Raw genomic sequence first — 26,055 nt, 5'->3', positions numbered from 1 at the left:
CGGCGGGGTCGCTCAGCCGCGGCGGACGGTGATCGTCGTCCAGGCGCCGACGTGCACCCGGTCGCCGTCGTTCAGCGGGATCGGGACGTACGGCTGGATCGGGTCCTCCGCGCCGTTGAGCGTGGTGCCGTTGGTCGAGTTCTGGTCGACCACCGCCCAGGAACCGTCCGGCTGCTGCACCAGCACCGCGTGCTGGTGCGAGACGCCCGGGTCCTCCGGAGGCACCGACAGGTCGATGTCCGGCGACTCGCCCGTCGACTGCCGGCGGCGGCCGATGGTGATCTGGCTCCCGGTGAGCGGCAGGTGCTGCTCGGGGGAGTAGGCCGGCAGGTTGAGACCGGTGGCCTCCGGGCCGCTGCGCTGCATCATCGCCATGAAGTACTCACGGTCCGGGCCGACGACCGCCGTCCAGCCCGCCGGGGCGGCCTGATGCTGCGGAGGCTGCTGCTGACCCGGGTGCATGCCGCCCTGCATGCCGGGGCCCTGCTGGTGCTGCGGCGGCATGGACTGGTGCGGGAACGGCGGCGGCCCCTGATGCTGCTGACCCTGATGTCCCTGTGGCCCTTGCGGGCCCTGGTGCCCCGGCGGGGGCGGGGGCGACTGGGTCCGGGAGGGCGGCGGCAGCATCCAGTCGTCGCCGCCGGTCTGCTGGGGCTGCGGCGGCGCGGGCGGACCGGGCTGCTGCTGCTGGAACGCCGGTGGAGCGGGCGGTCCGGGCTGCTGCTGCTGGAAGGCGGGCGGCGCCGGGGGACCGGGCTGCTGCTGGAACGGAGACGGCGGGGGCGGCGGACCACCCTGCTGCTGGAACGCCCCCGGCTGCTGCTGGTGCTGCGGCGGTTGCTGGTGCTGCGGCGGCTGCTGCTGGTGGTGGCCGGGTGACTCCTGCCCCAGCGGCTCGGCCGGCCGGTTCATCTGCGAGGGGCGCGAGCCCTGGTACTCGAACGGGTCACGCTGCTGCTGCGGGGGCGGCGGCGGGGGCCCGTGCTGCGCGGGCGGCCCGGGGGGACCCGGCTGCGACTGGAAACCGGGCGGGAGGTTCAGGCCACCCTGCTGCTGCGGCGGCGGTGCCACGGGCGTGTACGACGTCGCCGTGTGCGTCAGGAAGTTGTAGCGGCACTCCTCGCAGAACGGGGCCATGGCCTCGCGCGGGGTGCGGCACTGCGGGCAGAGCTCCGCCTGGGCCGTGGCGTTCGGATCGGCCGGGCCGGGATAGCCGTAGCCGGGCGGCGGCGGTGGAGGCGGCGGTACGGCACCCGCGGGAGCACCGGGAGGAGCCATGCGGTGGCCGCAGACCTCGCACCAGTCGTCGGAACCCGACTGGTGTCCGTTCGGGCAGGTCGGCATGTCGGCGCGTCCCCCTCTCCTCATCCGGCCCGAGGGCCGTTCACTCGTGTTCGTACGTGCTACTTCTTGACGCGAACCGTCTTCGTGGAGCGCGTTTCGAGTGTCATCTCGTCCGCGTCCGCGACCTTCGCCTTCAGTCGCACAGTACCCGTCGCCGCGTCGACGACGTCCACCACCTTCGAAAGCAGCTTCGCGGTGTCCTCGTTCCCGGAATGCGCAGCGAGCTGCACGGCGCGCCCCAGTTTCGCGGTCGCCCCGCCGAAATCACCCGCCTTGCGGGCCTCGAGTCCCTGCTGGATGACCTGCGCCAGTTCCGCCTGGCCCGTGTAGTGCGCCACCTGCGGATTGATCGAGGTGGACGCTGCCATGTCGTCCGTCCAGACGGCCCGCACGAGCCCGTGCGACAGCACGGCGGGAGAACCGCCGTCGGCGGCCGGGACGATCAGCGAGACCCGCGTCGCCAGCATCTCCTGGCCGATCGCGGCTTCCGGCACCTGCACACATATGTGGTAGTCGCGGGACTCGTCGCCCCATGACCCGGTCGGGTAGTCGCCCGCGCGGGGGCCGGCCTCCGTGCGCCGCCCGGTGAGGTCCTCCACGGTCGGCGCGACCTGCTTCACGAACTTGATCTCCACGCCGACCGGCGTCCAGAGCCGCAGCGCCACGTCCGCGACCTCCTTGCCCATCGCGTTCTCCATCATGCTGGTGAAGTCCGCGGCGAGGCCGCCGGGGTCGGCGACGATGTCGGCCGTGCCGAGGAGCGCCGACGCGATGCCGGTGACCTCCTTGACCTCCCAGTCCGTGCCGACCCCCCGGGCGTCGCAGGTGAAGCGGCCCGCGCAGGCGTCCAGGGCGGCCCGCAGGTCCTCCGGCGATTCGTGCTCGTTGCGTCCGTCGGTGAGCAGGATGCCGTGCCGTATCGCCACGTCGGAGGAGGACAGCAGGCGGTCGGCCAGCCGCAGCCACGTGCCGATCGCGGTGCCGCCGCCGGCCGTGAGGGTCCGCAGCGCGTCCTTGGCCTGCGCGCGGGTGGCCGGGTCGGCGACGGCGAGCCGGCCACCGCCCGGATAGACCTCGAGCGCCTTGTGCGTGCCGGCGACCACCGCGAAGGCGACGCCGTCACGGAGTGTGTCGACGGCTGCGGCCGTCGCCTCCCGTGCGTTGCGCAGCTTCGTCGCCGGGTACTCCATCGAGCCGGAGCAGTCCACCATGAGCACGACACCGGCGGCGGGCACCTGGTCCGGCACGGCGGCAGCGGAGGCGGACGCTCCGCGCAACGGGGCGCCCCCGGTGGTGCCGCCCCCGGTCGAGGTGACCGTGACGATCGCGTTGACCTCTCGGCCGCCCTCGGGAAGGTATTCGTTCTGGTACACGTCCACCGAGAACTGCGGCACCTGGGACTTGGAGAAAACAGCCATCTGATCGGCTCCTTGTGGGCTCCACACGACTGCGCCTGCTGCGGCGGAGCGGCAGCACGGGCGGCGGGTCGTTCGAAGGCGGCAGGGACAGCGGACGGTTGCGGGTGGTGGCGGCCGCCGGGCAGCGGAGGCCGGCCGGGGGCCGTCGGCGGGGCGACGGCCGCGAAGGGGTCGTATCAGGCCATGTCCTGAGCCGATCCTGCCCCTTGGCGCGGTACGGCGAACGGCAGGACCGCCACCGTTACGTTGTCGTGGCCGCCGCCGTCGAGGGCGTGACCGACGAGCATCTGGGCGCTGTGCAGCGGACGTTCCGCCGCGTCCACGGGGACGGCTCGGGCCATGTCCTCCGCGCCCTCCGCGTAGTTCCACAGGCCGTCGGTGCAGACCACGACCACGCCGGAACGGTCCGGCTTGAACGCGGCGGTGTGCGGCTCGAGTTCGTAGGCGTCGGCGCCGAGCCAGCCCGTGATCGCGTGGGCGCGCTCGTCCGCGTAGGCCTCCGCCTCGTTCATCAGGCCGGCCGCCACCATCTGCGCCGCCCAGGAGTCGTCCTCGGTGAGCCGGGCAGGCGGCCCCGAACGGTCGTCGGGGACCCAGTAGGCGCGGCTGTCACCGACCCAGCCGACGACCAGCAGGCCGGCGGCTGCCACGGCTCCGACGATCGTGCAGGCGGGCGCGTTCTGGTGGCGGTGCTCCTCGCCCGGGGCGTGTTCGGGCTGCCCGGCCAGGGAGTTGACCGCCTCGGAGGCCGCCACGATCGCCTCGTGCATGGCCTGCTGCGGGTGCGTGCCCAGAGGCAGTGCGGCCAGCAGCCGCTCGTTGGCGGCGCTCGCGGCGGCGGCCGACGCCTCGTCGGGGCGGGTCGCGGACGAGACACCGTCGCAGACGACCGCGACGACGGCCGGTGAACCGTCCGGCAGGGCGGTGGCGGAGACGGCGAACGAGTCCTCGTTGCGGTGGTGCCGCAGGCCCCGGTCGCTGACCGCGGCGACCGGACCGAGCTCCTGCTCCATGTGGTCGCGCTCGCGGGGCTGGGCGTGGCCGCAGTTCTCGCAGTAGCCGTCGGTGTCGACCCGGCCGGCCCGGCAGGCCACGCAGAGCTTGGCGCCGGACGGTGCGGCGGCTGCCGGCGGCGCGGCCGGCGCCCGGGGGTCGGGTGCGGCGAGCTCGAAGTCGCCGGACGGCGGGTCGTCGAACCGCACACCGGAGGCGGGCTGCCCCGCTCCGGCGACCGGGTCCGCGGCGCCCGCGCCGGGCGCGGCGGAACCGTGGCCGTGGGCGGTCCCGCTGCCGGGACGCTCATGGCCGTGGTCCCCGGCGCCCGCACCGGGTTCGGCGTGGGCGTGCGAGGGTGCGGGCGAGCCGGGTCCACCGGCCTCCTTACCGTGCGCGGACCGCGACGGTACGGGGGCGCCCTGCACGCCGGTGCCCCGTGCGGCTGCCGCTTCGGCGGCAGGATCGCCGGGCGCGCCCTGCGGCGGCAGTTCGCCGCCGTCGGAGTCCGTGCCAGGCACGTCCGCGGCGCGCTGCGTCGGCGTCGGGGTGCCCATCGTGTCGGTGCCGGTGGCCGCCGGCCATTCGACGGGCGTGCCGATGGCCACGGTGGGGCGGTCCTTCGGCACCGCGGACACGGCCGACAGGTCGTAGCCGCACGCTCCGCAGAACCGGTCACCCGGCTCCAGAGGTTCGTCGCAGCCGGGGCAGGTCGATCCGGCAGCCGACCGGTGCTTCTGCGCCATCAATCACACCCACGTCCGGGGGCGGTAGCGGTTCGCCCGCTCCACCAGCTCTATCCGCTCCTCGCCGCGCTGGGCGAGCCGGGCGAGCACCCGGTAGGAGCGTTCCAGCCCGAAGCGCAGACCGCGTTCGTCCAGCGTGCTGCCGAGCAGTGCGCTCGGTGCGTGCGGAACGGACGGCCCGCTTCCGGGACTTCCGGAGAGTACCCAGTCCAGCGCCGTGCCGAGTACCTCTGTGGACAACCGCTCGCGCCGTACGGCGTCCAGACCGAAGCCCGCGAGGGCGGCGACCTGCGAGGCAGCCGCCGACAGGTCCTCCAGCAGCGGTTCGTGCACGGCGCGCCGACGGAGTCTCGCCCGTACGGCGGCCACCCGTGCGGCCGTGTAGTGGATCGATGCCTCCGGCACCGACTCCAGCGTCCGTACGGCTCCGATGCGGTCGCCCGCCGCGAGTTGGACCCTGGCCAGCCCGAACGCCGCGCTCACATGGCTCGGGTCGGTCGTCCACACGAGACGGTAGTACTCCGCCGCGTTGTCCAGCTGGCCGAGCACCTCCGCGCACAGTCCGAGGGCCAGCTTGGGCGCCGGCTCGCCGGGGAACGCGTCGTAGACCGCGTCGAAGGACAGCGCGGCGGCCTGGTGGTCGCCGGTGACCAGGGAGGTGACACCCCGGTACCAGACCACCCGCCAGTCGTCGGGCTGCTGCTGCTCCATGGTGGTGAGCGCCGTCGTCGCGGCCGTCAGGTCGCCCATCTCGAGACGGGCACGCAGTTCACGCAGTCGCGTCTCCGGCGAAGCGGCCGCCGCCGTGTGCAGTGCGGCGATCAATTCGGCGGGAGCGGAGGCCATCAGCCCGGCCAGGAAACCCGCGTTCGGGTCGTTCGGGTCGACGCGGGGCACCGGGAGCGCCAGCGAGGCCGCCCTCGTGTCGAGCACGGCGAGCTGCGGGGCGAGGTCCGTGCCGGGCGGCGCCAGGCCCGCGGGTGCCGCGCCCGGCAGCGGCCCGCCGGGCGCACGAGGTGCCGGAACCGCGGCGTACGGGGCAGGCGCGGGGGCATGGCCCGGGGCGGACGGCAGTTGCGCCCCGGCCGCCGCCGCTCGCCTGCCGCGCTTGGCGTCGCGCGCGCCCAGCCGGGACACGTCCTCGGTCTGCTCCGCGAACAACTCCGTGTCCGTCACGCGCAGTTCCGGGCCGAACAGCGTCGACACGGCCGGGCGGGGGCGGCCCGTCTGCATCGCGACGACCTCCCTGAGCACCCCCGTCAGCTGCTCGGCCATCTCCTGCGCCGAGGCGAACCGCCGCCCCGGGTCCGGGTCCGTGGCCCGCACCAGCAGCCGGTAGAAGGACTCGTACGTCCGGAAGACCTCGATGTTGTCAGGGTCCGGCAGGCAGTCCACGAACACGTTCGTGTAGCCCTGGAAGTCGAAGGTCAGCACGGCCAGCGTCCGCGCCACCGTGTACAGGTCGGAGGCCACCGACGGGCCGACCTCCGCGACCTCCGGCGCCTGGTAGCCGACGGTGCCGTAGATGGCGGACTCGTCGTCGTCCATCCGGCGGACCGCGCCCATGTCGATCAGCTTGAGCTGGTCCTGCTGCTGGATCGCGTTGTCGACCTTGAAGTCGCAGTACAGGAGGTTTCTGCTGTGCAGGTGCCCGAGCGCCTCCAGCGCCTCGATGCCGTACGCGCACGCCTGCTCCACCGGCAGCGGGTCGCGCCGGCCGTCAGGGCCGCGCCGCTCGTTGGCGATCTCCTTGAGGGACTTGCCGCCCACGTACTCCATGACGATGTAACCGTCGAGGGAGCCGGTGCGCTGGTCGAGGTGCTCGACGAAGTTGTAGATCCGGACGATGTTGGAGTGCTCGATCTCGGCGAGGAAGCGCCGCTCCGAGATCGCGGCCGCCATGGCGTCCTGGTCGCCGGTGTCGAGCAGGCCCTTGAGCACCACCCACCGGTCCGACACGGCCCGGTCCACGGCCAGGTACACCCAGCCGAGGCCGCCGTGCGCGAGGCAGCCCACGACCTCGTACTGGCCGTGCACGATGTCGCCGCCGGTCAGCTTCGGCACGAACGAGTACGGGTGGCCGCACTTGGTGCAGAAGCCCTCGGTACGTCCCGGCCGGTCGCCACGGGCTCGTCCCACCGGCGCTCCGCAGTCGGAACGCGAGCAGAACCGCTTGCGCTCCGGCACCTCCGGGTTCGCCATGACAGCGCCGCGCGGGTCGGGCCGCGGGACGTCCGGCACGGACACCAGCCCCGCACCCAGCCGGTTGCGCGCGGACGAGGCCGCCGACGCTCCGGAGCTGCGGACGGAGACCGACCGCGCCGAGGGCTGCCCGCTCAGGGAAAGCGACAGCCGTCCCGAGACCGACCGGCGCGACGACGACGAGCGTGAGGACGCACGGGAGGAACGGGAACTGCTGCGCGCCGAAGAGGAGTCCCGGCCGCCGCCGGCGATGCCGGTGGCCGGTGAGGACACCATGCCGGTGGGCGACACGACCGGGGCCAGCCCGCAGGTGTCGCAGTACAGCTCGCCGCCGCCCATGTCCTCGTACGAGCCCGCGCAACCGGGGCGCTGGCAGTTGTCGTTCCCGCTCATGAATCCCCCCTGCGGTCGGTGGGCCCCGACTCCGGTCCGTCCTGTCGCTGCGCCAGGGCCTCCGCCGCCGCGTGCTGGTAACGCAGAACCGCCTGCTCCGCGGCGCGCAGATCGCACGGCGCGCTCCACAGCATCCGGCGCGCCGCGTCGTACCGCTCGATGAGCATCGGGTCCTCGGCCGAGCCCTGCCGTGCGACCTTCGCCTTGTACGCGTCGAGACGGCCGCGCAGCTCGGCCCGCACCGCGAGCGGCGCCGTGACGGCGGTCAACGACTCGCGGGCACGCATCAGTTCCTCCTCGGCCTCGCGCTCCAGCGACTCGAGCAGCGGCGAGAGACGGTGCCAGCGGGCGTGCCTGCGGTGCTCTGCGGCCGTGGCCAGGCGCTCCTGGAGCGCGGTCGGCGGGCCGCTGACCGCGGGCACCTCGGACGCGGCGATCTTCGCCAGCACCTCGCCGCGCGCCGCCCGTGCCTCGGTCAGCGTCCGGTCGGCGCGGGAGAGCACGTCGCGCAGCCGCATCAGCCGCTCCTCCGAGTCCTGCCGGACCTGGAGCACCGCCTCGATCTCACGGCGCACGTCCTCGAGGGCGCGGGCCGCCCGGTCGTAGCGATCGGTGTCGGGCCTGCCGCCACCGGGTGCCGCGCTGCCCGGCCCGGGCCGCCAGAAGGCGAGCGGGTCGGACACCACCTGGGCGCGCAGTATGGACAGCTCCTCGGTGATGGCCTCCAGTTCGTCGCCGGAGGGGTGCTCCCCGGGACGCACGCCGACGGAGTGAGCGAGTGAACGGGTGCGCCGCAGTTCCGCGGAGAGCAGGTCGATACGGGCGGGCAGCGCCGACCAGACCGCGTCGGCGGTCACCACCACGTCCAGCGACGCCGCGTAGAGGTCGTTCATCCTGGCGACGAGCTCCTCGAGGGTGAACTCCTCGGACAGCCTGGCCGGTCCGGTGATCCCGGGGGTGGTGTGGGCGGCCTGGCTCGCCACGGTGACGCTGCGGCCGCGCAGCCGCTCGGTCAGTTCCGCGAGGTCCTCGCGACTGGACCAGCGCCTGCGGGCACGGAGCTCACGGATGCCGTTCAGCGCGGCGGTGTAGGCGTCGAAGTAGCCCCAGAGCAAGGTGATCTGCTGCTCGGCGGTCGCCCAGCGGTCCTTGGTCACACCCGTCAGCTCCGCGCCTTCGAGCAGCCTGCGGCCCGCGTGGTCCTGCAACGCCAGCAGCGAGGTCTCCACCGCCTCGTGCTCGGCGCCGAGCCGTGCCAGAGCACGGTCCACCTCGTCCCGGTCCATCACCGGCCCGTGCGGTCGCCCCGCAGGGCCGGGGAAGGGTTCCGCGACGCCCATCGATCACCTCTCCGTTCTTGCCCGCTGCCTGTGGTGCGTTCGTTCCTGCAGTGCTGTCGCGCCGGCCGCGCCCGCGCTCCGGTGGGCCTACCCGGCCCGGTACTTGGGCTGCGGCGGCCCTGTGATGCCCGGCAGGTCGGCCGCGAGCCACTTGTCGTACGCCTTCTTCCAGGCGCCCTTGCGGTACTCGACCAGGACCTGGTTCACCCGGCGCACCAGGTCGTCGTTGCCGAGCTTGGTGGCCACTCCGTAGTACTCGGTGGTGAAGGGGGCGTCGCCCTTGAGCTCGACGGCCGGGTCCTGGGCCGCCTGGCCGGCCGCCAGGGCGTTGTCCGTGACGATCGCGTCGACCAGGCCCTGCTGGAGCCTGACCAGGCAGTCCAGCTGGTTGGGCACCGTGTAGAGGTCCTCGTCCTCGGGCTGCCCGTCGTGCTTGTCCTTGAACGTCGCGCCGAAGCTGTTGCGCTCCATCGCCTCGTACGCGGTCGAGCCCTCCGCGGAGCAGACCCGCTTGCCCGTCAGTGACTTGTCGTAGCCGGTGATCGACGAGCTCTTGGACGCCAGCACCTGCTGGCCGGCCTGGAAGTAGGCGGTGGAGAACGCGACCTGCTTGATACGGCTGCAACTGATGGTCATCGTGCGCACCACGATGTCCACGGTGCCGTTTTCCAGGGCGGCGATGCGCTGGTTGGTGGGTATGGCGCGGAAGATGACGGCGTCCGGGCTGCCGACGATGTCGTCGGCGATGGCACGGGCGAGATCGATGTCGAAGCCTTCGAGTCCGCCGCCGACCGGGTTGCGGTAGCCCCAGCGGTAGCTGTTCTGGTCGACGCCGACGATCAGCTTGCCCCGCTCCTTGATCGCGTCGATCGTGGGGCCGCCGGCACCCGACGGGGTGAGCGAGGCCTCGGGGTCCTCGCAGGTGTCGTCCTTCACGGGCAGGGTGGATGCCACGCCCTGGCCGGTGCCGGGCGTCAGGGCCTCACCGCCGTGGGACAGCGGCAGCAGGGTGACGGCGGCGGTCAGCGCGCAGGCGGCCGCCATTCCCGCGACGCCGCCCCAGCCGCGCAGAGTGCGCCGGCGTCCCGGGCGTGCTTCCGAGTCCGTCATCGCTCCCCCTCTCACCGGTACTCCGAAAGCCTGCGGTTGATGCCGAGCACGGCGCCGGCCGCGCCGAGGACGCCGAGCACGGCCGCCCCGAGGGGCAGGCCCGACAGCGCGCCGCGTGCGTCCTTCGCCGCTGCCGTGAACTCGCGCTGCTCGTGCGCCAGCGCCTTCTCCAGCGCCGCGTCCACCTTGTCGAAGGACTCGCCCGTGGAGCCCTTGGCGCCGATGACCTTGCGGACCACGCCGTCGTAGTCGCCGGCCCGGTCGGTACTGGTGACGTCCTTGTGGCGCTCCTGCCACTCGGACACGGCCGTGACCGCGGCGTCGACCGGGCCGCGGCCCTCGCTGTCGTCGGCCAGACGCTGGGCCAGGTGCAGTTGTTCGCCGAGCCGGTTCATGCCGGCGGTGTAGTCCGTCTCGTACTTGTCGCTCTTGCCGTCGTCGGTGAGCACGGCGCCCCGTGCCACCACTGTCAGGTTCTCGTTGGCGCGGGCCATCAGGGAGTTGATCCGCGCGTCGCCCAGCACCTTGAGGGACTGCTGGCCGTGCCGGTCGGCGTCGGCCAGCTGGGTGCGCGTCACGGTGTGCCCCACCGCGAGCCACAGCAGCAGCACCGTGGACGCCGCCGTGGCGACGAGCAGGCCGTGGTTGAACACGCGGTTCGTACGGCGGTAGTTGCGCCGCTGCGCCCACAGCAGGGCTCCGATCGCCACCACACCGGCCGCCGTGGACAGCACGGGCCAGAACCGGGCGTCGTCGTCGTCCTGCTGGAGCCGCGCCGTCTCCGCGTCGTACAGCTTCTGGGCGGCGGGCAGCAGGTCCCGTGACATCTGCTCGTTGGCGAAGCGGAGATACGCGCCGCCCAGCGGCCGGCCGAGCCGGTTGTTGGCCCGGGCGGTCTCGATCAGGGCCGTGTAGCGCGGCAGCCCCTCGTTCAGCTCGGCTATCTGCTGCCCGGACTCGCTGGAACTGCCGGCGTTCGTCGCGGCCTTGACGAGCAGGCGGGAGGCGAGCGCGATGTCCCTGTCGTACCGCTCGGCCACCTCACGCGGCTCCTCGGCACCGGCCAGGAAGCCGCTGGAGGCCGCCGTGTCCGCGTCGGCGAGCGAACGGTAGATCGAGGCGGCGTCGGCGGTGAGCGGCTGACTGCGGGTCACCACGTCGTCCGCGGCGGTGGCGCGCGAGGAGACCTCGAACACCGTCACCGCGCCGAACGCCACGACCAGCGCTGCCAGTGCGGCTCCGATGATCTGAAGCCGCCCCGGCTCCGTCGTCGCCGCGGCGCGCAGCCGCCGGCGGCCCTCCGCCCAGGCACTGCTCCCCGCCGGCCCGGCGGGCGCCTGCGCGGGCGGGAGTACGGGCGCATGGGCCGGAGCCGACTGAGGCGCTGTGCGCACATTCGGCGGGTGTGTCACGTGACCTCCCCCTTGGTCGCTGACGTCGGCCCGCTCCCCGGCGGGTCCCTGGGACTACTCCCGGCCAGCAGTATGGCCGCAGGGGACCGCCTCACACCACAATTGACCCGATCTTGGTACCGGCGTGGACGCCGGACCCCCGTCAGCGTGACCTCCCCCGATGAAGTCCCCACCATGAATACGCTCCCCGGCCTTGATCGGTTCCCTCCCGCCGCCGCCAGAAGGGCACATGAGGCACCGCCCGCGCACCGTTCCCCACGAAGCGCGTCCGCCCCGGCACACGGAGCGCCGCCCGCACCCGCGAGGGTGCGAGCGGCGTCGTCGTGTGCCGGGCGACGCGCTACGCGTAGTGCGCGCGCAGCGCCGCCCGCGCCCCGGCGGGGGCCCCGATGTGGTCCAGTCCCAGCAGCGCAGCCCCCAGTACCGGCGCTGCCGTCACCACCTCGACGACGGCCTTCGGCGCCCTGGCCGCGAGCAGTTCGCGGATGCGCCCGTCGAGTTCTGGGTGACGGGCGGCGAGCACGCTGCCGCCGAGGAGCACCGGCACCTCCTCGTCGAGCAGCCCGAGGCGGTCCAGTGCCACCGCCGCCATCGCCACCACCTCGTCCGCCTGCCGGTGCACCAGCGACCTGGCCACCGAGTCACCGGCGGCGCTCGTCGCGAAGAGCACCGGCGCCAGTTCGTGCTTGCGCGCGGGGGCGACCTCGCCCAGGTGCAGCGCCTCGATCAGGGCGTACACCGTGTCCAGCCCGAAGTGCGCGGGCAGGGTCGCGGCGAGCGCGGTGGGCTCACCGCGGCCGTCCTCCGCGCGTGCCGCGTACCACAGCGCTTCCTCCGCGAGACCCGCGCCGCCGCCCCAGTCGCCGGAGATCTTCCCGAGCGCGGGGAAGCGCGCGGTGCGGCCGTCGGGCAGCATGCCCACGCAGTTGATGCCCGCACCGCACACGACGGCCACACCCCGTGGCTCGTCCACCCCCGCCCGCAGGATCGCGAAGGTGTCGTTGCGGACCCGGGTAGTGCGCCCCCAGCCGCGCCCGTCCAGTGCCGCGGTCAACTCCCTTTCCTCGACGGGGAGGTCGGCATTGGCCAGGCAGGCCGACACATGCTCGACGTCCCCGGTGACGCCGCCCGTGGCCCTGGCCTCCTCGACCGTGGCGGCGAGGGCGTCGATCGCGGCCCTGACGCCGACCTTCGGCGGCTGGAAGCCGGGACCGCGGCCGGAGGCGAGCACCATGCCGTCGGCGCCGACGAAGGCCACGTCGGTCTTGCTGTTCCCCGCGTCGATGGCGAGGACGGTCCCGGCGGGTCCGGCAGCAGGTCTCCGCCCGGAGAGATCGGTCACGCCCACGCGAGGTGCTCCCGGTTGTGCGCGATCAGCTGCTCGGTGAGCTGCTGCGCGTACTCGTACTGGCCGACGAGCGGGTGTGACAGCAGCGCCTTGAAGACCCGGTCGCGCCCGCCGCGCAGCGCGGCCTCCAGCGCCAGGTCCTCGTACGCCGTCACGTTGGCGGTCAGCCCCGCGTACAGCGGGTCGAGTTCCGCGACCGCCAGCGGTGTCGCCCCCTGGGTGCCGACCGCCGCCTGCACCTCGATCACGGCGTCGTCCGGCAGGAAGGGGAGCGTGCCGTTGTTGTACGTGTTCACCACCTGGTAGGGGGAGCCGGCGCCGCTGAGCAGCGAGGCGGCGAGGTCGACGGCAGCCTCCGAGTAGAAGGCGCCGCCGCGCTCGGCGAGCAGCTCCGGCTTCTCGTCGAGCTGCGGGTCGCCGTACATCTCGAGGAGCCGCTTCTCCATCTGCGCGACCTCCGCGGCCCGCGACGGTTTCGTCCGCAGCTCCCGCACGACCTCGTCGTGGCCGTAGTAGTAGCGCAGGTAGTACGAGGGCACGACGCCGAGGCGGTCGATCAGTTCGCGCGGCATGCGCAGATCGGCCGCCACCGCGTCACCGTGCTCGGCGAGCAGCCGCGGCAGCACGTTCTCGCCCTCCGGGCCGCCGAGCCGGACGGCGGTCTCCCAGGTGAGGTGGTTGAGCCCGACGTGGTCCAGGTGGACGTCTGCGGGCGCGACGCCCAGCAGCCCGGCGAACTTCCGCTGGAAGCCGATGGCCACGTTGCACAGCCCGACGGCCCTGTGGCCGGCCTGCAGCAGCGCCCGGGTGACGATGCCGACCGGGTTGGTGAAGTCGATGATCCACGCGCCGGGGTTGGTGCGGCGCACCCGCTCGGCGATGTCGAGGACGACGGGGACGGTCCGGAGCGCCTTGGCGAGGCCGCCCGCGCCGGTGGTCTCCTGGCCGACGCAGCCGCATTCCAGCGGCCAGGTCTCGTCCTGCTCGCGGGCGGCCTGCCCGCCCACCCGAAGCTGGAGCAGCACGGCGTCGGCGCCGTCGACGCCCGCGTCGACGTCGGAGGTGGTGACGATCTTTCCGGGGTGGTCCTGCCTGGCGAAGATCCGCCGGGCGAGACCGCCGACCAGTTCGAGGCGGTCGGCCGCGGGGTCGATCAGTACGAGTTCCTCGATCGGCAGGGTGTCGCGCATCCGCGCGAAACCGTCGATGAGTTCGGGGGTGTAGGTGGAACCGCCCCCCACTACAGCGAGCTTCATGAACGGGCCCTTCTCGGTCCGGACAGGGCCTAGCCCTTCACTCCGGTCAGTGTGACGCCTTCGATGAAGGCCTTTTGTGCGAAGAAGAAGACGACGATCACCGGCGCCATGATCATGACCGTGGCGGCCATGGTGAGGTTCCAGTCGGTCTGGTGGGCGCCCTTGAAGGACTCCAGGCCGTAGCTCAGGGTCCAGGCGGCCGGGTTCTCCGACGCGTAGATCTGCGGTCCGAAGTAGTCGTTCCAGCAGTAGAAGAAGTGGAAGAGGGCCACCGCCGCGACGGCCGGCTTCGCCATCGGCAGCACGATCCGCACCATCGTGCGGAACTCGCCGCAGCCGTCGATCCTGGCGGCCTCCGTGTACTCCTTCGGGATGGTCAGCAGGAACTGCCGCAGCAGGAAGATGGTGAACGCGTTGCCGAAGGCGAACGGGATGATCAGCGGCCACAGGGTGCCCGCGAGGTCCAGCTGTTTCGCCCAGAAGAGGTACATCGGTACGACGACGACCTGCGGCGGCAGCATCATCATCGCGATCACCAGCATCATCGCCAGATTGCGGCCGCGGAAGCGGAACTTGGCGAGCGCGTAGGCCACCGGGATGCTCGACGCGACGGCGAGCACCGTGCCGAGGCCCGCGTACAGCAGGGTGTTGCGCCACCAGGTCAGGAAACCGGGGGTGTTCCAGACGGTGACGAAGTTGCCCCACTCCCAGGTCTGCGGCCACAGGTCGCGAGTGAGCGCCTGGTCGTCGCTCATCACGGCGGTCAGGAACACGAAGACGAACGGGAGCAGGAAGAACAACGCGGCGGCGATCGCCAGCGAGTGGACGGCGATCCATTCCAGCGTCGCGCGACGCCGCGCGGACCGCCGGGCGGCTGTGCCTCCCCGGCCGGGGGCGGCCGGCCCGTACGCGGTCCGGGCAGGGGACGGGGTCATGGTGGTCATCGTTCAGTCCTCCGCCGACATGAAGCCGGAGCGCCGCCGCATCAGGATCGCCGTGAAGGCCATGGCCAGGGTGAACAGCACCAGGGCGACCACGCAGGCCGCGCCGGTGTCGAAGCGCTGGAAGCCGAGGTTGTAGATCGTCTGCGGCACGGTCAGCGTGGTCCGGTCCGGATAGCCGGGCTCGAACTGCTGCCCGGAGCCGCCGATCACCCCGCTCGCCACCTTCGCCGCCACCAGCGGCTCCGTGTAGTACTGCATGGTCGCGATCACTCCGGTGACCACGGCGAACAGCACGATGGGGGAGATGTTGGGGAACGTGACGTAGCGGAACCGCTGCCAGGCTCGGGCGCCGTCCAGTTCCGCCGCCTCGTACTGCTCCTTGGGGACGTCGAGGAGCGCCGCCATGAAGATCACCATCAGGTCGCCGATGCCCCACAGGGCCAGGACCGTCAGCGAGGGCTTCGACCAGGCGGGGTCGGTGAACCAGCCGGGTGCCGGCAGCCCCACGGATTCGAGGATGGTGTTGACGGGCCCGGTACCGGGGTTGAGCAGGAAGACGAACGACATGGTCGCGGCGACCGGCGGAGCCAGGTACGGCAGGTAGAAGAGCGTCCTGAAGACCCCGGCACCCGTTTTGATCTTCGTGATCAGCAGCCCGATGCCGATCCCGAACAGCACCCGCAGCGACACCATCACGGCGACCAGCCACAGGGTGTTGCGCAGGGCCGGCCAGAAGAAGGCGTAGTCGTTGAAGACGTACGACCAGTTCTTGAGGCCCACCCACACCGGCGGGGCGAACCCGTCGTACTCCATGAAGGAGAAGTAGACGGTCGAGACCAGCGGGTAGGCGAAGAAGACCGCGAACCCGATCAGCCAGGGGGAGAGGAAGCCCAGGGTGCGCAGCGCCGACCTGCGGTGCTTGGCCCGCAGAGCGCGGCTCGTCGGCGGACGGAGTAGGGTGGCGGCCATCAGCGTGCCTGCTCGTTGTCCTTGTCGATCTGGGCGTCGGTCTTCTTCAGGCCGGCGTCGAGATCCTTCTCCCGGCCGGCCTCGTAACGCACGCCGAGGTCCTGGGCCGTCAGCAGGAACGCGCCGCCGTTGACGGACGACGGGGCGTGGGAGCTCTTCGGGTGCTGCGCGATGTCGACGAACGTGCGGTACAGCGGGTCGTTGTTCAGTTTCGGGGACTTCAGCGCCGCGGCGGTGGAGGGCACGTTGTGGATGGCGTTGGCGAAGGAGACGACCGCGTCGGTGTCGGTGGAGAGGTACTTCACCAGCTCCCAGGCCGCGTTCTGCTTCTTGCTCACACTCGCGATGCCGAGGATCGTGCCGGACAGGTAGCCCTTGCCGTAGTCGGCGACCTGGTCGTCCGGGACGGGGAAGGGGGCCGCGCCGATGTCGAAGTCCAGATCGGCGTCCTGGGCCATCTTGCCGCGCCACTCGCCGTCGAGCTGCATGGCGACCTGCCCTGTGTGGAAGGGGTGCTTGGGTCCCCACTCGTCGCCGAGGCCGGTGCGGAACTTCTCCAGCTTCTTGTAGCCGCCGAGCTTGTCGGCCAGGTTCTTCTGCCAGGTGAACAGCGCCTTGGCGGCCGGGTCGTCGGCCAGGTCGGACCTGCCTTCCGCGTCGAAGTACCGGACGCCGAACTGTGAGGCGTAGTGCTCGAACGTCGTCTCGTAGCCCTGGAAGTTCGGCATGAAGCCGAGCTGCTCGTAGCCGGCGCCCTTGCTCTTGGTGAGCTTCTCCGCGACCTTGTCGAACTCGGAGAGCGTCTTGGGCGGCGCGGTGATCCCGGCCTCCGCGAAGGCCTTCTTGTTGTAGTAGAGGCCGTACGCGTCACCCAGCAGCGGCACGGCGCACCGTTTGCCCTCGTGCTGGGTGTACTTGGCCATCTGGGGCAGGAAGGTCCGGGCCGGATCGATCTTCGACTTCTCGAGGAACGGCTTCAGGTCGGCGAGCGCGTCGGTGGAGCAGAACCGGCCGACGTTGTCGGTGGTGAACGAGGAGACCACGTCGGGCGCGTTCGAACCGCCCGCCCGCAGGGCCTGGTTGAGCTTGTCGTCCGTGATGCCCTTGACGACCTTGACCTTGATGTTGGGGTGCTTCTTCTCGAACGAGTCGATGTTGGCCTCGATCGCCGCGACCTCGCCGGGCGCGGACCAGCCGTGCCAGAAGGTGAGGGTCGTCTTCGCGTTCGGGTCGTCCGTGGCGCCGCTCCCGGCGGATCCCGTACAGGCCGTGGCGAGAAGCGATATCGCGGCGGTCGCGGCGAGCGCGGCGCCCTTGGTCCGGCGGTTTCTGGGCATGACGGTGCCTCCCTGTGACAAGGACGGGGGAAGGAAAGGGCAGAGCGAACGGTGGGAGGGCCGGGCCCCGCGACGGCGAGAGGCGCAGGGCCCGGGGCAGGGATCAGCGCGAGGTGTCGAACACCTCGTCGCGGGTGGTGGCCAGCGCGCTCTCCAGCGCACCGCGCAGCACCGGATGCCGGCGTACGGCGCCGAGCACGAGACGCGGACGGGACGCGGCCAGCTCGGTCAGTTCCGCCTGCACCCGCGTCCGCAGCGGCTCGCCGCCGGCGGCGATGACCTCGCCGGAGAGGACGACCAGCTCCGGGTCGAGCACGGCCACCATGGAGGCCAGACCGGTGGCCAGCCCGGTCGCGAACGCGTCGAGCAGCTCCCCGTACGGTCCGCTGTCGTTCTCCGCGGCCCTGGCCACGAGCGCGGTCGCGACCTCTGCGTGCGGGCCGCTGCCGACGTCGTCCAGACCGAGCTCCCTGGCCAGCCGGGGCAGCGCCTGCGCGCCGGCGAGTTCCTGGAAGCCACCGCTGTTCGCCTTGGTCACCTGGCGGACCAGCGGGGTGCCGGGCACGGGCAGGAAGCCGACCTCGCCGGCGCCGCCGGTGAAGCCTCGGTGCAGCCGGCCGCCGATGACGACGGCCGCGCCGAGTCCTTCCTCGTTCCACAGCAGGACGAAGTTGTCGTGGCCGTGGGCGGCGCCGAGGCGCTGCTCGGCCACGGCGGCGAGGTTGACGTCGTTCTCGTACTCGACGGGCATCGGCAGCGCGGCCGCGAGCTCGTCCAGCAGGGTGGGGGAGTGCCAGCCGGGCAGGTGGGACGCGTACCGCAGCCGGCCGGTGGACGGGTCGAAGGCGCCCGGGGTGCCGATGACGAGACGGTGGACGTCCGTTCGGGTCAGCCCGGCAGCCTTGACGGCCCCTTCGAGCGCGTCGGTCACCTGCCGTACGACCCTGTCGGCGCGCCGTCCCGGGGTGGGGAGCTCGAATTCACCGACGGTCGCGCCGGTGATGTCGGCGACGGCGGCGCGGATCCGCTCGGGGGTGACGTCGAGTCCGGCGGCGTGGGCCACGCCGCCGTTGATCGCGTACAGCTGGGCGCTCGGGCCCGGCCGTCCCTCGGTGGTGCCGGTCACGACGACGAGCCCCGCGGCCTCCAGCCTGGCGAGCAGCTGGGAGGCGGTGGGTTTCGACAGCCCGGTGAGCTTGCCGATCCGGGTGCGGGAGAGGGTGCCGTGCTCGAGCAGCAGATCGAGCGCGGCCCGGTCGTTCATGGCGCGCAGGACGCGCGGGGTACCGGGCGTGGTTCCGGCCACGACGCTTGCACCTGCCTCTCGGCCCGGGCCTCTCGACCTGGACTGTTAGGAAAGTTTCCTATTCCGTGGGGACGAAAGTAGGCCGCCCGTCGGGCGGCGTCAATGGCAAACGCCCCCTGGGCAACCAAAGCGTTACCCAAGGGGGCGTCGTGCGGGGGCTACTTGCCCGAGTGATGACCGGAGCGATCAAGCGCCGGATGACCCGGGGCGGCTCAGGATCACCCGCGGATCGTGCCGGCGGGCCGCCGTGGTCCGGCAGCCCGCGGCCGCGGCTTCCTACTTCGAGAGGTTCGCCGGCGGCGTTATCGGCGACGCTGCCATCGACTGCGGCGAGACCGAGGAGGAGAACGCCGACGGGGCCGCCATGCCCGCCGTCAGGTCCGGCGTGGCCTCCTCCGCCTGCTGCGGCAGACCGCCGACGATGCGGATGCCCGCCTCGTCGAACGCGCGCTTGATCCGCCAGCGCACCTCGCGCTCGACGCCCAGCGCCTTGCCCGGCATCGTCTTGGCCGAGACCCGGAACGTCATCGAGTCGAGCAGCACCTCCGTGAGACCCAGCGTCTCGAGCGGGCCCCACAGCTGCTCGTTCCACGGCTCGGCCTTCGCCAGATCGTCCGCGACCTCGCCGATGACGGACTTGACGTGGTCCAGGTCCTCGGAGGAACGGACCGTGACGTCGACGGCGGCCGTCGCCCAGCCCTGGCTCAGGTTGCCGATCCGCTTGATCTCGCCGTTGCGCACGTACCAGATCTCGCCGTTGTCGCCGCGCAGCTTGGTGACACGGAGTCCCACCTCGATCACCTCGCCCGACGCGACACCCGCGTCGATCGAGTCCCCGACCCCGTACTGGTCCTCCATGATCATGAAGACGCCGGAGAGGAAGTCCGTGACGAGGTTGCGCGCGCCGAAACCGATCGCGACGCCGGCCACACCCGCGGAGGCGAGCAGCGGAGCCAGATCGATCTGGAACGCGCCGAGGATCATCAGACCCGCGGTGCCGAGGATCAAGAACGACGCGATCGAACGCAGGACCGAACCTATGGCCTCGGAGCGTTGCCGGCGCCGCTCCGCGTTGACCAGCAGACCGCCCAGCGCCGTACCCTCCACGGCCTGCGCCGAGCGGTTCATCCGCGCGATCAGCTTCGTCAGCGCCCGGCGCACCAGCATCCGCAGCACCAGCGCGACGATCAGGATCAGCGTGATGCGCAGTCCGGTGTTCAGCCAGGTGGACCAGTTCTCCTCGACCCAGCCGGCCGCGCTCTCGGCGCGCCTGGCGGCCTCGTCGAGCGTGACAGGACCGGGAGAGGGATCAGCGTCCATCAGGGCGGACGACCAGAAGGCGGTCACAGGAGGAACCTCCAGCTTGCGGTGGGAGCCCAATAACCCTAACGGGGCATCCGGCGTGATCCGGCTCCTTTCACGGCCAAGAGACGAGGCTCACCGGACGCCGGAACGGGGTCCGCACGAGGCTCCCAGGCGGCGTCGGGGACCCGGTGTCGCCCTTGTGGCGGAAAACACCTCGAGCCCGTTACGCATACGTGGTGGCGCAGGAAGCGGCCATGAGGACAAACTGATGACAGATCGTCCCGGCGCGAGCCACGCGCCGCCGGCGTACAAGGAGGCATCCACGTGCCGCACGTCCTGGTCCTCAACGCGTCGTACGAGCCCCTCGGCGTCGTACCGCTCCGCCGCGCGCTCGTCCTCGTCCTGGAGAACAAGGCTCTCTGCCTCGAGGAGTCCGGCGCCTTCATGCATAGTGAGAGCCGCGTCATCGCCGCGCCCAGCGTCGTGCGTCTCAAACGTTTCGTGCGGGTCCCCTATCGGGGGCCCGTTCCTCTTACCCGCAAAGCCCTCTTCGCCCGCGACGGCGGGCGCTGTATGTACTGCGGTGGCGTCGCAACCAGCGTCGACCACGTCGTTCCGCGCAGCCGCGGGGGGCAGCACGCCTGGGACAACGTGGTCGCCGCCTGCCGCCGCTGCAACCACGTCAAGGCCGACCGCCATCTGCGGGAACTGGGCTGGCGCCTGCGCCACCAGCCCGCCCCGCCGAGCGGTCTCGCCTGGCGCATCATCGGAACCGGCCACCGTGATCCGCGCTGGCTGCCCTACCTCCAGCCGTACGGCGCCGACGACGCGATCACCCGCATCGACGGCATCTCGGCGTAGCGCGATTCCTCCCACCGGGCTTCCGTCCGGTGGGCCACCCGCCGGGCGGGCCGGCTCCGTCGGCCCCGCCGGCGTCCTAGCGCGCGCCCTCCGCCACCGCGTACGCCTCGACCGAGAACAGCGAGTAGCCGAACTCCGTCGCCCGCTCGTCGCCCTGCACGCGCACGAACCGCGTCCCCTGCGCGTCCATCCGGACCGACTCCCGGCCGCCCCTGCCGTCCGTGACCGTCGCCGCGGTGCGCCAGACCCTGCCGTCCGCGGAGACCTGTATGCGATACCTGGTCGCGTACGCCTCCTGCCAGTGCAGCGTCACCTGGCCCACCCGGGCCGGCCGGCCCAGCTCCACCTGCCACCACGCGCTCGGTCCGACCGGGGACGACCAGCGGGTTGCCGTGTCTCCGTCGATCGCGGCGGCGGCCGGGAAGTCGGCGGTCTCGTCGCCGGACGCGGACGCCTTCGCGCCCGCCTCGCGCGCCAGGTCGCCGCCGCCGGTGGGCGGGAAGGCGCGCACGGTGAGCGTGCGCTCCTGTCCGGCGAAGGACAGCGGCACCCGGTACTCGCCCGCGGGGGTGTCGTCGGGGACGGTCACCTCGACCGGCACCGTGGTGCGCACGCCGCGCGGCACGGTGGTCTGCTTCGGAACGGTCACCTTGATGCCCGCCGGCGCCTTCGCGGTGAGCGTGCCGCGGACCTCGCCGGGGCGCTGCGCGGTCAGCCGGACGTCCGCGCGCTGCGGCCTGCCGCCGATCTCGGCGCTGGTCGTCTCGCGTACGAGGTCGAGGCCCGCCGCCGGTTCGTCCGCGAACCAGGGCACCAGGGAGCGTACGGCCGGGCTGTCACCGCCGCCGGTCGTGACGCGCACGGCGTCCACCCGCAGCCCTGCCGTGTCGGCCTGGGTCCAGCCGCCCGCGGACAGCGGGCCCAGCTGACGCCAGCCCTCTCCCGGGACATGCACCTCGAGCCGGCCGGCGGACTCGGCGGAGCGCGGCGAGCCGCTCGAGGGCGCCGTCATCGCGGTCACGGCCATGAGGGGCCGGGGCCTTGCCAGCCGCACGATGTCCTGGCCCGGCCGGCCGGCCGCTGCCTGGTCGGCGCCGGTCCAGGCGCGTGACTCCTTCACGGCCCGGTCCAGGAAGGGCGTGAGGACACCCTTGCCGACCGTGGCCCGGCTCGCGCCCACGTCCGTGCGCAGCGGCTCGAGGGCCAGCGAGGCGCGCCACGCGGCCGCGCCGTCGCCGCGGCCCTGCGCCTGGAGCATGTCGACCGCCAGTTCGCCGGCCTTCCCGTACCGGGCCAACTGGTCGAGCCAGGGCCCGACCTCGGCCACGAGCCGGCCGTCGGCGGTGCCCGCGAGCTGTTCCGGCGCCCGGCGCATCACGGTGAAGGCCGCGCGCAGGGCGGCAGCGGCACGGTCCCTGGCCCGCGTGTCGGCCGTGGTGCGGGAACGCCAGAACTCGTCCAGCAGCGGCCGCAGGTAGGCCGACTCGTCGTCGGGGTCCAGGATCGAGGACGCGTCGTTCCCCGCGAGGGCGCGCAGCGCCTCACGTGCACCGGCGTCGCCGCCGGCCAGGTCGTCGAGCGCGGCCTGCCAGGACTGCTCGGGCCGGTAACCCTTCGGGTTCCAGGCGTAGTCGGCGGCGGTGAACAGCGGTACGCGGGAGGCGGTGGCCTGTTCCATCGCGTTGGCGAGCAGCGCGGCGGACCCGGTGGCCACGGCCGGCTCACGGCCGGTGTAGGGGCCGAGGAACAGCCGGTCCTGCGCGTAGTCGTTGACGGGGTAGTTGTCCATGGTGACCAGGGGGTGGCCGAAGGCGTCCCGGGCGCCTGCCAGTTCGCGGCCGGTGATGGTGCGCGGCACCACGCCGACCCCGGTCCACGCCACCCGGACCGTGCCGTCCAGCTGCTCCGCGAGCGCCCGGCGGTAGTCGGTCGTGCCCTCCTGGTAGAACTCGGTCGGCATCACGGAAAGCTCCGCCCCCGGGTGACGCTCCGCCAGGTGGCGCGCCACCTCGCCCGCGACCAGGGCGTGCGCCTCGGCCGCCGCGCCGGGCCCGGAACCGAAGGTCTCCGCGTCCTTCGAGCAGTGCCATTCGCTGTAGCTGACGTCCTGGAACTGCAGTTGGAACGCCCGGAACCCCAGCGCCCACATCGCGTCGACCTTGCGGGTCAGGGCCTTCACGTCGGCCGGGTCGGCCAGGCACATCGACTGGGCGGGCGCGACGGCCCAGGCCAGGGTGACGTGGTTGCGCCGTGCCCGCTCCGCCAGTTCACGCAGTTCCGCACGCTGGGCGGCCGGATACGGGTCGCGCCAGCGGGTCTGCCGGAAGGGGTCGTCGCCGGGGGCGTAGAGATAGCGGTTCTGCTTGGTGCGCCCCATGAAGTCGAGCTGCGCCAGGCGCTGCTCACGGTCCCAGGGGCGTCCGTAGAAACCTTCCGTCGTGCCGCGCACGGCGGTTCCCGGCCAGTCGCGTACGACGACTCCGGCGACCGTTCCCGCCCGGACCAGCTGGCGCAGGGTCTGCACCCCGTGGAAGAGGCCGTCCTCGCCGACGCCGTCGAGGGCGACCGTGTCACGGTCCGCGACGCGGCCCACGGCGAGCCGGTAGCCGCCCGGGGGCAGATCGGTACGCTCCGGCGCGCGCAGGGCACGCAGCGCCGACACGGCGTCGCCGCCCCCGAGGCGGATCACGGGCCCACGGCCGGGCAGCCCCTTGTGCAGGGTGCGTACGCCCGACGCGCGGAGCAACTCCCCGAGCAGCTCGACCGCGTACGGGTCGGCGGACGGGTCCGCGACGACGGTCACCTCGTCGCCCAGGCGTACGGGCTCCCCTCGGGTGCGCAGGGATTGGGGCCGCGGCCACACGGACGGGGTCCCGGCGGTGTCCTTGGGGTCCTGCGCGGTGCCGGCGGGGGAGCCGGGCTCCTGCGGCTGGGCGGTCGCGCCGTGCGCGGTTCCCGCACCGCCGAGCAGACCGCCGATGACGGCGACCGCGACGGCTGCCGCGGTACGTCTCCTGGCCCCGAGCCGCACGGCTGTCTCCCCTCGTCCGACCCCTGCCATTCCGGTCGGTTTCGAGCCCACCACCACCACCGTCGGAGTGTCAATGTGCGTGGCCGTTGTGCGCCTTTTGCCTGGCGTGGTGAATGATCGGGGCAAGTGACAAACGGGGAACGGAATGTGACACGGAACACGTTGACGGGACGGACACGTCTGCCGTTCCGCGCGCTGGGTAGGGCTGCTGTGACCCCTCACGTCCCATTGGAGTGATAACCGTGGCCGCATCTGCGCACCTGCTGCTCTCCGCCTTGTCCAAACAGGTCCCGGGCCGGGTTCCGGGACCGTCCAAACCGGCCCCGACCGCGTGCCCGCTCGCCCACGAGGCCCAGCTGACCGGCGAGCCGCCGCTCGCCTATGAAGTCCCCCTCACGAGCGAGCCGCCGCTCGCTCACGCCGCCCCGCTCACCAGCGAGCCACCGCTCGCCGACATCGCGCCCCTGACGAGCGAGCCGACCGCCCACGGCACGGCGGGCGGTACGGAGTCGCCGGGGGTCTGAAGGAGTCCGCATGGGCCTTGCCCGGCTTGCCGAGCTGCACGGAGTCGCCACCACCTTCTCGCCCGCCAAGGGCGTCACCGTCGCAGTCCCGGACGCCACCGTCGTGGCCGTTCTCGCCGCGCTGGACATCGACGCCTCCACGCCGGAGGCGGTACGCGCCGCGCTGGACCGCGCCGAGCGGGCCGCGGCGACCCGGCTGCTGCCCCGCACGGTGGTCGTATGGCAAGGCCCCGGCGGCGAGAGGGCCGGCGTCCCGCCGGTACTGACCGCCCTCCCCGCCGGCACCACCCTCCGCGTGACCACGGAGGAGGGCCGCGAGCTCAGTTGGACCACCCCGCGGCGCACGGACGCGGGGAACACGGACGCCGGGACCACGGGCGGCACTCAGCAAGCCGGCGGCCCTGCCCCCGCGCGCGGCGCCGGAGGCCCGGACAGTGCCCGGGTCTGGCAGCAACTGCCGCCCGGTGTGCACCGGCTGCACGCCGTCGCGCCGGACGGCCGCGGCACCGACGCCGGCCTGGTCGTCGCTCCCGCACGGGTGCCCGGCCCGGAAGGACGCTCCCACGGCTTCCTCGTCCAGCTCTACTCCCTGCTCTCGGCGCGTTCCTGGGGCATGGGCGACCTCGGAGACCTCGCCGAGCTGGCCACGTGGTCGGGCCGGTCGCTCGGCGCGTCCTTCGTCCAGGTGAATCCATTGCACGCCGCCGTACCGGGCGCCCCCACCGACCCCTCCCCGTACCGCCCTTCCTCCCGCCGCTTCCCCGACCCCGTCCACCTGCGCGTCGAGGACGTGCCCGAGTACGCGTACGCGGACGCGGCGGACCGGCAGCGGCTGGAGGAGCTGCGCGACCGGGCGGCGGAGCTGCGTGAATCGGTGCTCGACAAAGGCGCGTTGATCGACCGGGACGCCGTCTGGGAGCTCAAGGCCCAGGCGCTGGAGATCATCCACCGCATTCCCCTCGGCCCCGGACGCAGCGCCGCCTACCGCGACTTCGTCGCCGACCAGGGTCAGGCGCTGGAGGACCACGCCACCTGGTGCGCGCTCGCCGAGGTGTACGGCTCCGAGTGGCACGACTGGCCCGACGGCCTGCGCGACCCCCGCTCGCCGCGGACGGCCGAGGCCAGGGCCCGGCTGGCCGACCGGGTCGACTTCCACAGCCGGCTGGTCTGGCTGACCGACGAGCAGCTCGCCGCCGCGGGACGCGCCGCCCGTGAGGCGGGCATGGGGGTGGGGGTCGTCCACGACCTCGCGGTCGGCGTGCATCCGGGCGGCGCCGACGCCTGGGCGCAGCAGGACTCCTTCGCCGCCGGGATGTCGGTCGGCGCCCCGCCGGACGCGTTCAACGCACACGGCCAGGACTGGGGTCTGCCGCCGTGGCGGCCGGACGCCCTGGCCGCGTCCGGCTACGCGCCGTACCGCGGGCTGCTGCGCGGGCTCCTGCGCAACGCGGGCGCGCTCCGCATCGACCATGTGATGGGCCTGTTCCGGCTCTGGTGGGTGCCGGTCGGCAGCCCTCCCACCGAAGGCGCCTACGTCCGCTACGACGCGGAGGCCATGCTCGCCGTCCTCGTCCTCGAGGCGCACCGGGCGGGCGCCGTCGTCATAGGAGAGGACCTCGGGACGGTCGAGCCCGGTGTGCGCGAGGCCCTCTCCCGCCGCGGCGTGCTCGGCACCTCCGTGCTCTGGTTCGAAAGGGACTGGACCGGCGACGGACGTCCGCTGGCCCCCGCGAAGTGGCGCGAAGGCTGCGTCGCCACCGCCACCACCCACGACCTGCCGTCCACGGCCGCCCGGCTCACCGGCGGCCATGTGGAGCTGCGCCACCGGCTCGGTCTGCTGGCCCGCCCCCTGGAGGAGGAGCGCACGGAGGACACGGCCGATGTCACCGAGTGGCTCGGCGTCCTCGGCGACCTCGGCCTGCTGCCGGAGGGCCCCGGCGACGAGGAGGGTGCGATCCGGGCCGTCTACCGCTATCTGCTGCGCACCCCTGCGCGGATGGTGGGGATCTGGCTCCCGGACACGGTGGGCGACCGGCGCCCGCAGAACCTGCCGGGCACCTGGGACCAGTACCCGAACTGGCGGCTGCCCGTCTCGGACGCGGAGGGGCGCCCCATGAGCCTGGAGGAGCTGGCCGGCTCACCCAGGCTGCACCGTCTGCTGGAGGTCTTCGCTGCCCGTACGGCACCCCCGGACGCGCGGCCGTCATAGCCGTTCG

Annotated in this window: 18 protein-coding genes; 3 read left to right on the top strand and 15 right to left on the bottom strand. The window is 72.8% G+C overall.

What is annotated here, in order from left to right; translation table 11 throughout:
- Window positions 1–12: 12 nt before the first annotated feature.
- The 14 genes from ACTMTU_RS09635 to ACTMTU_RS09570 all read right to left on the bottom strand — a co-directional run bounded on the left by ACTMTU_RS09635 (window position 13) and on the right by ACTMTU_RS09570 (window position 19,438).
- Window positions 13–1,344 carry an FHA domain-containing protein gene (locus ACTMTU_RS09635; RefSeq protein ID WP_441263045.1) on the bottom strand — a complete coding sequence of 444 codons (1,332 nt, stop codon included), beginning with the start codon at window positions 1,342–1,344 and terminating at the stop codon, window positions 13–15.
- Window positions 1,345–1,403: 59 nt separating this feature from the next.
- Complete coding sequence (locus ACTMTU_RS09630) at window positions 1,404–2,762, bottom strand: vWA domain-containing protein (protein WP_441263044.1); 1,359 nt, start codon at window positions 2,760–2,762, stop codon at window positions 1,404–1,406.
- Between the two features lie 176 nt (window positions 2,763–2,938).
- Window positions 2,939–4,501 carry a PP2C family serine/threonine-protein phosphatase gene (locus ACTMTU_RS09625; protein WP_441263043.1) on the bottom strand — a complete coding sequence of 521 codons (1,563 nt, stop codon included), beginning with the start codon at window positions 4,499–4,501 and terminating at the stop codon, window positions 2,939–2,941.
- Between the two features lie 3 nt (window positions 4,502–4,504).
- Entirely contained in the window at window positions 4,505–7,096 is a 2,592-nt protein-coding gene (locus tag ACTMTU_RS09620; protein WP_441263042.1) for a tetratricopeptide repeat protein, read from the bottom strand.
- The gene (locus tag ACTMTU_RS09615) at window positions 7,093–8,436 is read right to left on the bottom strand and encodes a hypothetical protein (protein ID WP_441263041.1); all 1,344 of its coding nucleotides are present in this window, start codon (window positions 8,434–8,436) and stop codon (window positions 7,093–7,095) included. The genes ACTMTU_RS09620 and ACTMTU_RS09615 overlap by 4 nt, the downstream gene beginning before the upstream one ends.
- An 87-nt stretch (window positions 8,437–8,523) precedes the next feature.
- Window positions 8,524–9,546, bottom strand: coding sequence for a glutamate ABC transporter substrate-binding protein (locus ACTMTU_RS09610; RefSeq protein WP_441263040.1), 1,023 nt, complete (start codon window positions 9,544–9,546; stop codon window positions 8,524–8,526).
- Window positions 9,547–9,557: 11 nt separating this feature from the next.
- A complete protein-coding gene (locus ACTMTU_RS09605; protein WP_441263039.1) occupies window positions 9,558–10,958 on the bottom strand; it encodes a hypothetical protein in 1,401 nt (466 codons plus the stop codon).
- Between the two features lie 340 nt (window positions 10,959–11,298).
- The gene (locus ACTMTU_RS09600) at window positions 11,299–12,306 is read right to left on the bottom strand and encodes an N-acetylglucosamine kinase (protein WP_441263038.1); all 1,008 of its coding nucleotides are present in this window, start codon (window positions 12,304–12,306) and stop codon (window positions 11,299–11,301) included.
- Entirely contained in the window at window positions 12,297–13,562 is a 1,266-nt protein-coding gene (locus ACTMTU_RS09595; protein ID WP_441263037.1) for a 6-phospho-beta-glucosidase, read from the bottom strand. Before ACTMTU_RS09595 ends, ACTMTU_RS09600 begins: the two co-directional genes overlap by 10 nt.
- A 29-nt stretch (window positions 13,563–13,591) precedes the next feature.
- Window positions 13,592–14,497: a carbohydrate ABC transporter permease gene (locus ACTMTU_RS09590; RefSeq protein ID WP_441263174.1), complete on the bottom strand. Its 906-nt coding sequence runs from the start codon at window positions 14,495–14,497 to the stop codon at window positions 13,592–13,594.
- A gap of 12 nt (window positions 14,498–14,509) precedes the next feature.
- Window positions 14,510–15,475, bottom strand: coding sequence for a carbohydrate ABC transporter permease (locus tag ACTMTU_RS09585; RefSeq protein ID WP_441263036.1), 966 nt, complete (start codon window positions 15,473–15,475; stop codon window positions 14,510–14,512).
- A complete protein-coding gene (locus ACTMTU_RS09580; RefSeq protein ID WP_441263035.1) occupies window positions 15,475–16,812 on the bottom strand; it encodes an ABC transporter substrate-binding protein in 1,338 nt (445 codons plus the stop codon). The genes ACTMTU_RS09585 and ACTMTU_RS09580 overlap by 1 nt, the downstream gene beginning before the upstream one ends.
- Before the next feature lie 103 nt (window positions 16,813–16,915).
- On the bottom strand, window positions 16,916–18,118 hold the full coding sequence (locus ACTMTU_RS09575; protein ID WP_441263034.1) for an ROK family transcriptional regulator: 1,203 nt from the start codon (window positions 18,116–18,118) through the stop codon (window positions 16,916–16,918).
- A gap of 276 nt (window positions 18,119–18,394) precedes the next feature.
- On the bottom strand, window positions 18,395–19,438 hold the full coding sequence (locus tag ACTMTU_RS09570) for a mechanosensitive ion channel family protein (protein ID WP_441263173.1): 1,044 nt from the start codon (window positions 19,436–19,438) through the stop codon (window positions 18,395–18,397).
- 309 nt (window positions 19,439–19,747) lie between these two features.
- Between ACTMTU_RS09570 and ACTMTU_RS09565 the strand changes: the two genes are divergently transcribed.
- Window positions 19,748–20,284 carry an HNH endonuclease gene (locus tag ACTMTU_RS09565; protein WP_159695201.1) on the top strand — a complete coding sequence of 179 codons (537 nt, stop codon included), beginning with the start codon at window positions 19,748–19,750 and terminating at the stop codon, window positions 20,282–20,284.
- A gap of 76 nt (window positions 20,285–20,360) precedes the next feature.
- On the opposite strand, the gene ACTMTU_RS09560 is transcribed toward ACTMTU_RS09565, so the two are convergent.
- Entirely contained in the window at window positions 20,361–23,315 is a 2,955-nt protein-coding gene (locus tag ACTMTU_RS09560; protein WP_441263033.1) for a beta-N-acetylglucosaminidase domain-containing protein, read from the bottom strand.
- Between the two features lie 242 nt (window positions 23,316–23,557).
- Here ACTMTU_RS09560 and ACTMTU_RS09555 point away from each other — a divergent pair, with 242 nt between their 5' ends.
- Together ACTMTU_RS09555 and malQ are read left to right on the top strand one after the other, a co-directional pair.
- Window positions 23,558–23,839, top strand: coding sequence for a hypothetical protein (locus tag ACTMTU_RS09555; protein WP_441263032.1), 282 nt, complete (start codon window positions 23,558–23,560; stop codon window positions 23,837–23,839).
- 10 nt (window positions 23,840–23,849) lie between these two features.
- Complete coding sequence (gene malQ / locus ACTMTU_RS09550) at window positions 23,850–26,048, top strand: 4-alpha-glucanotransferase (protein WP_441263031.1); 2,199 nt, start codon at window positions 23,850–23,852, stop codon at window positions 26,046–26,048.
- The last annotated feature ends 7 nt before the right edge of the window (window positions 26,049–26,055 follow it).

The organism is Streptomyces sp. OZ13 (assembly GCF_052068155.1).
Lineage (GTDB): Bacteria > Actinomycetota > Actinomycetes > Streptomycetales > Streptomycetaceae > Streptomyces.
Note: the sequence above shows the minus strand (reverse complement) of the source record. Positions and strands in the feature narration are given on the sequence as shown.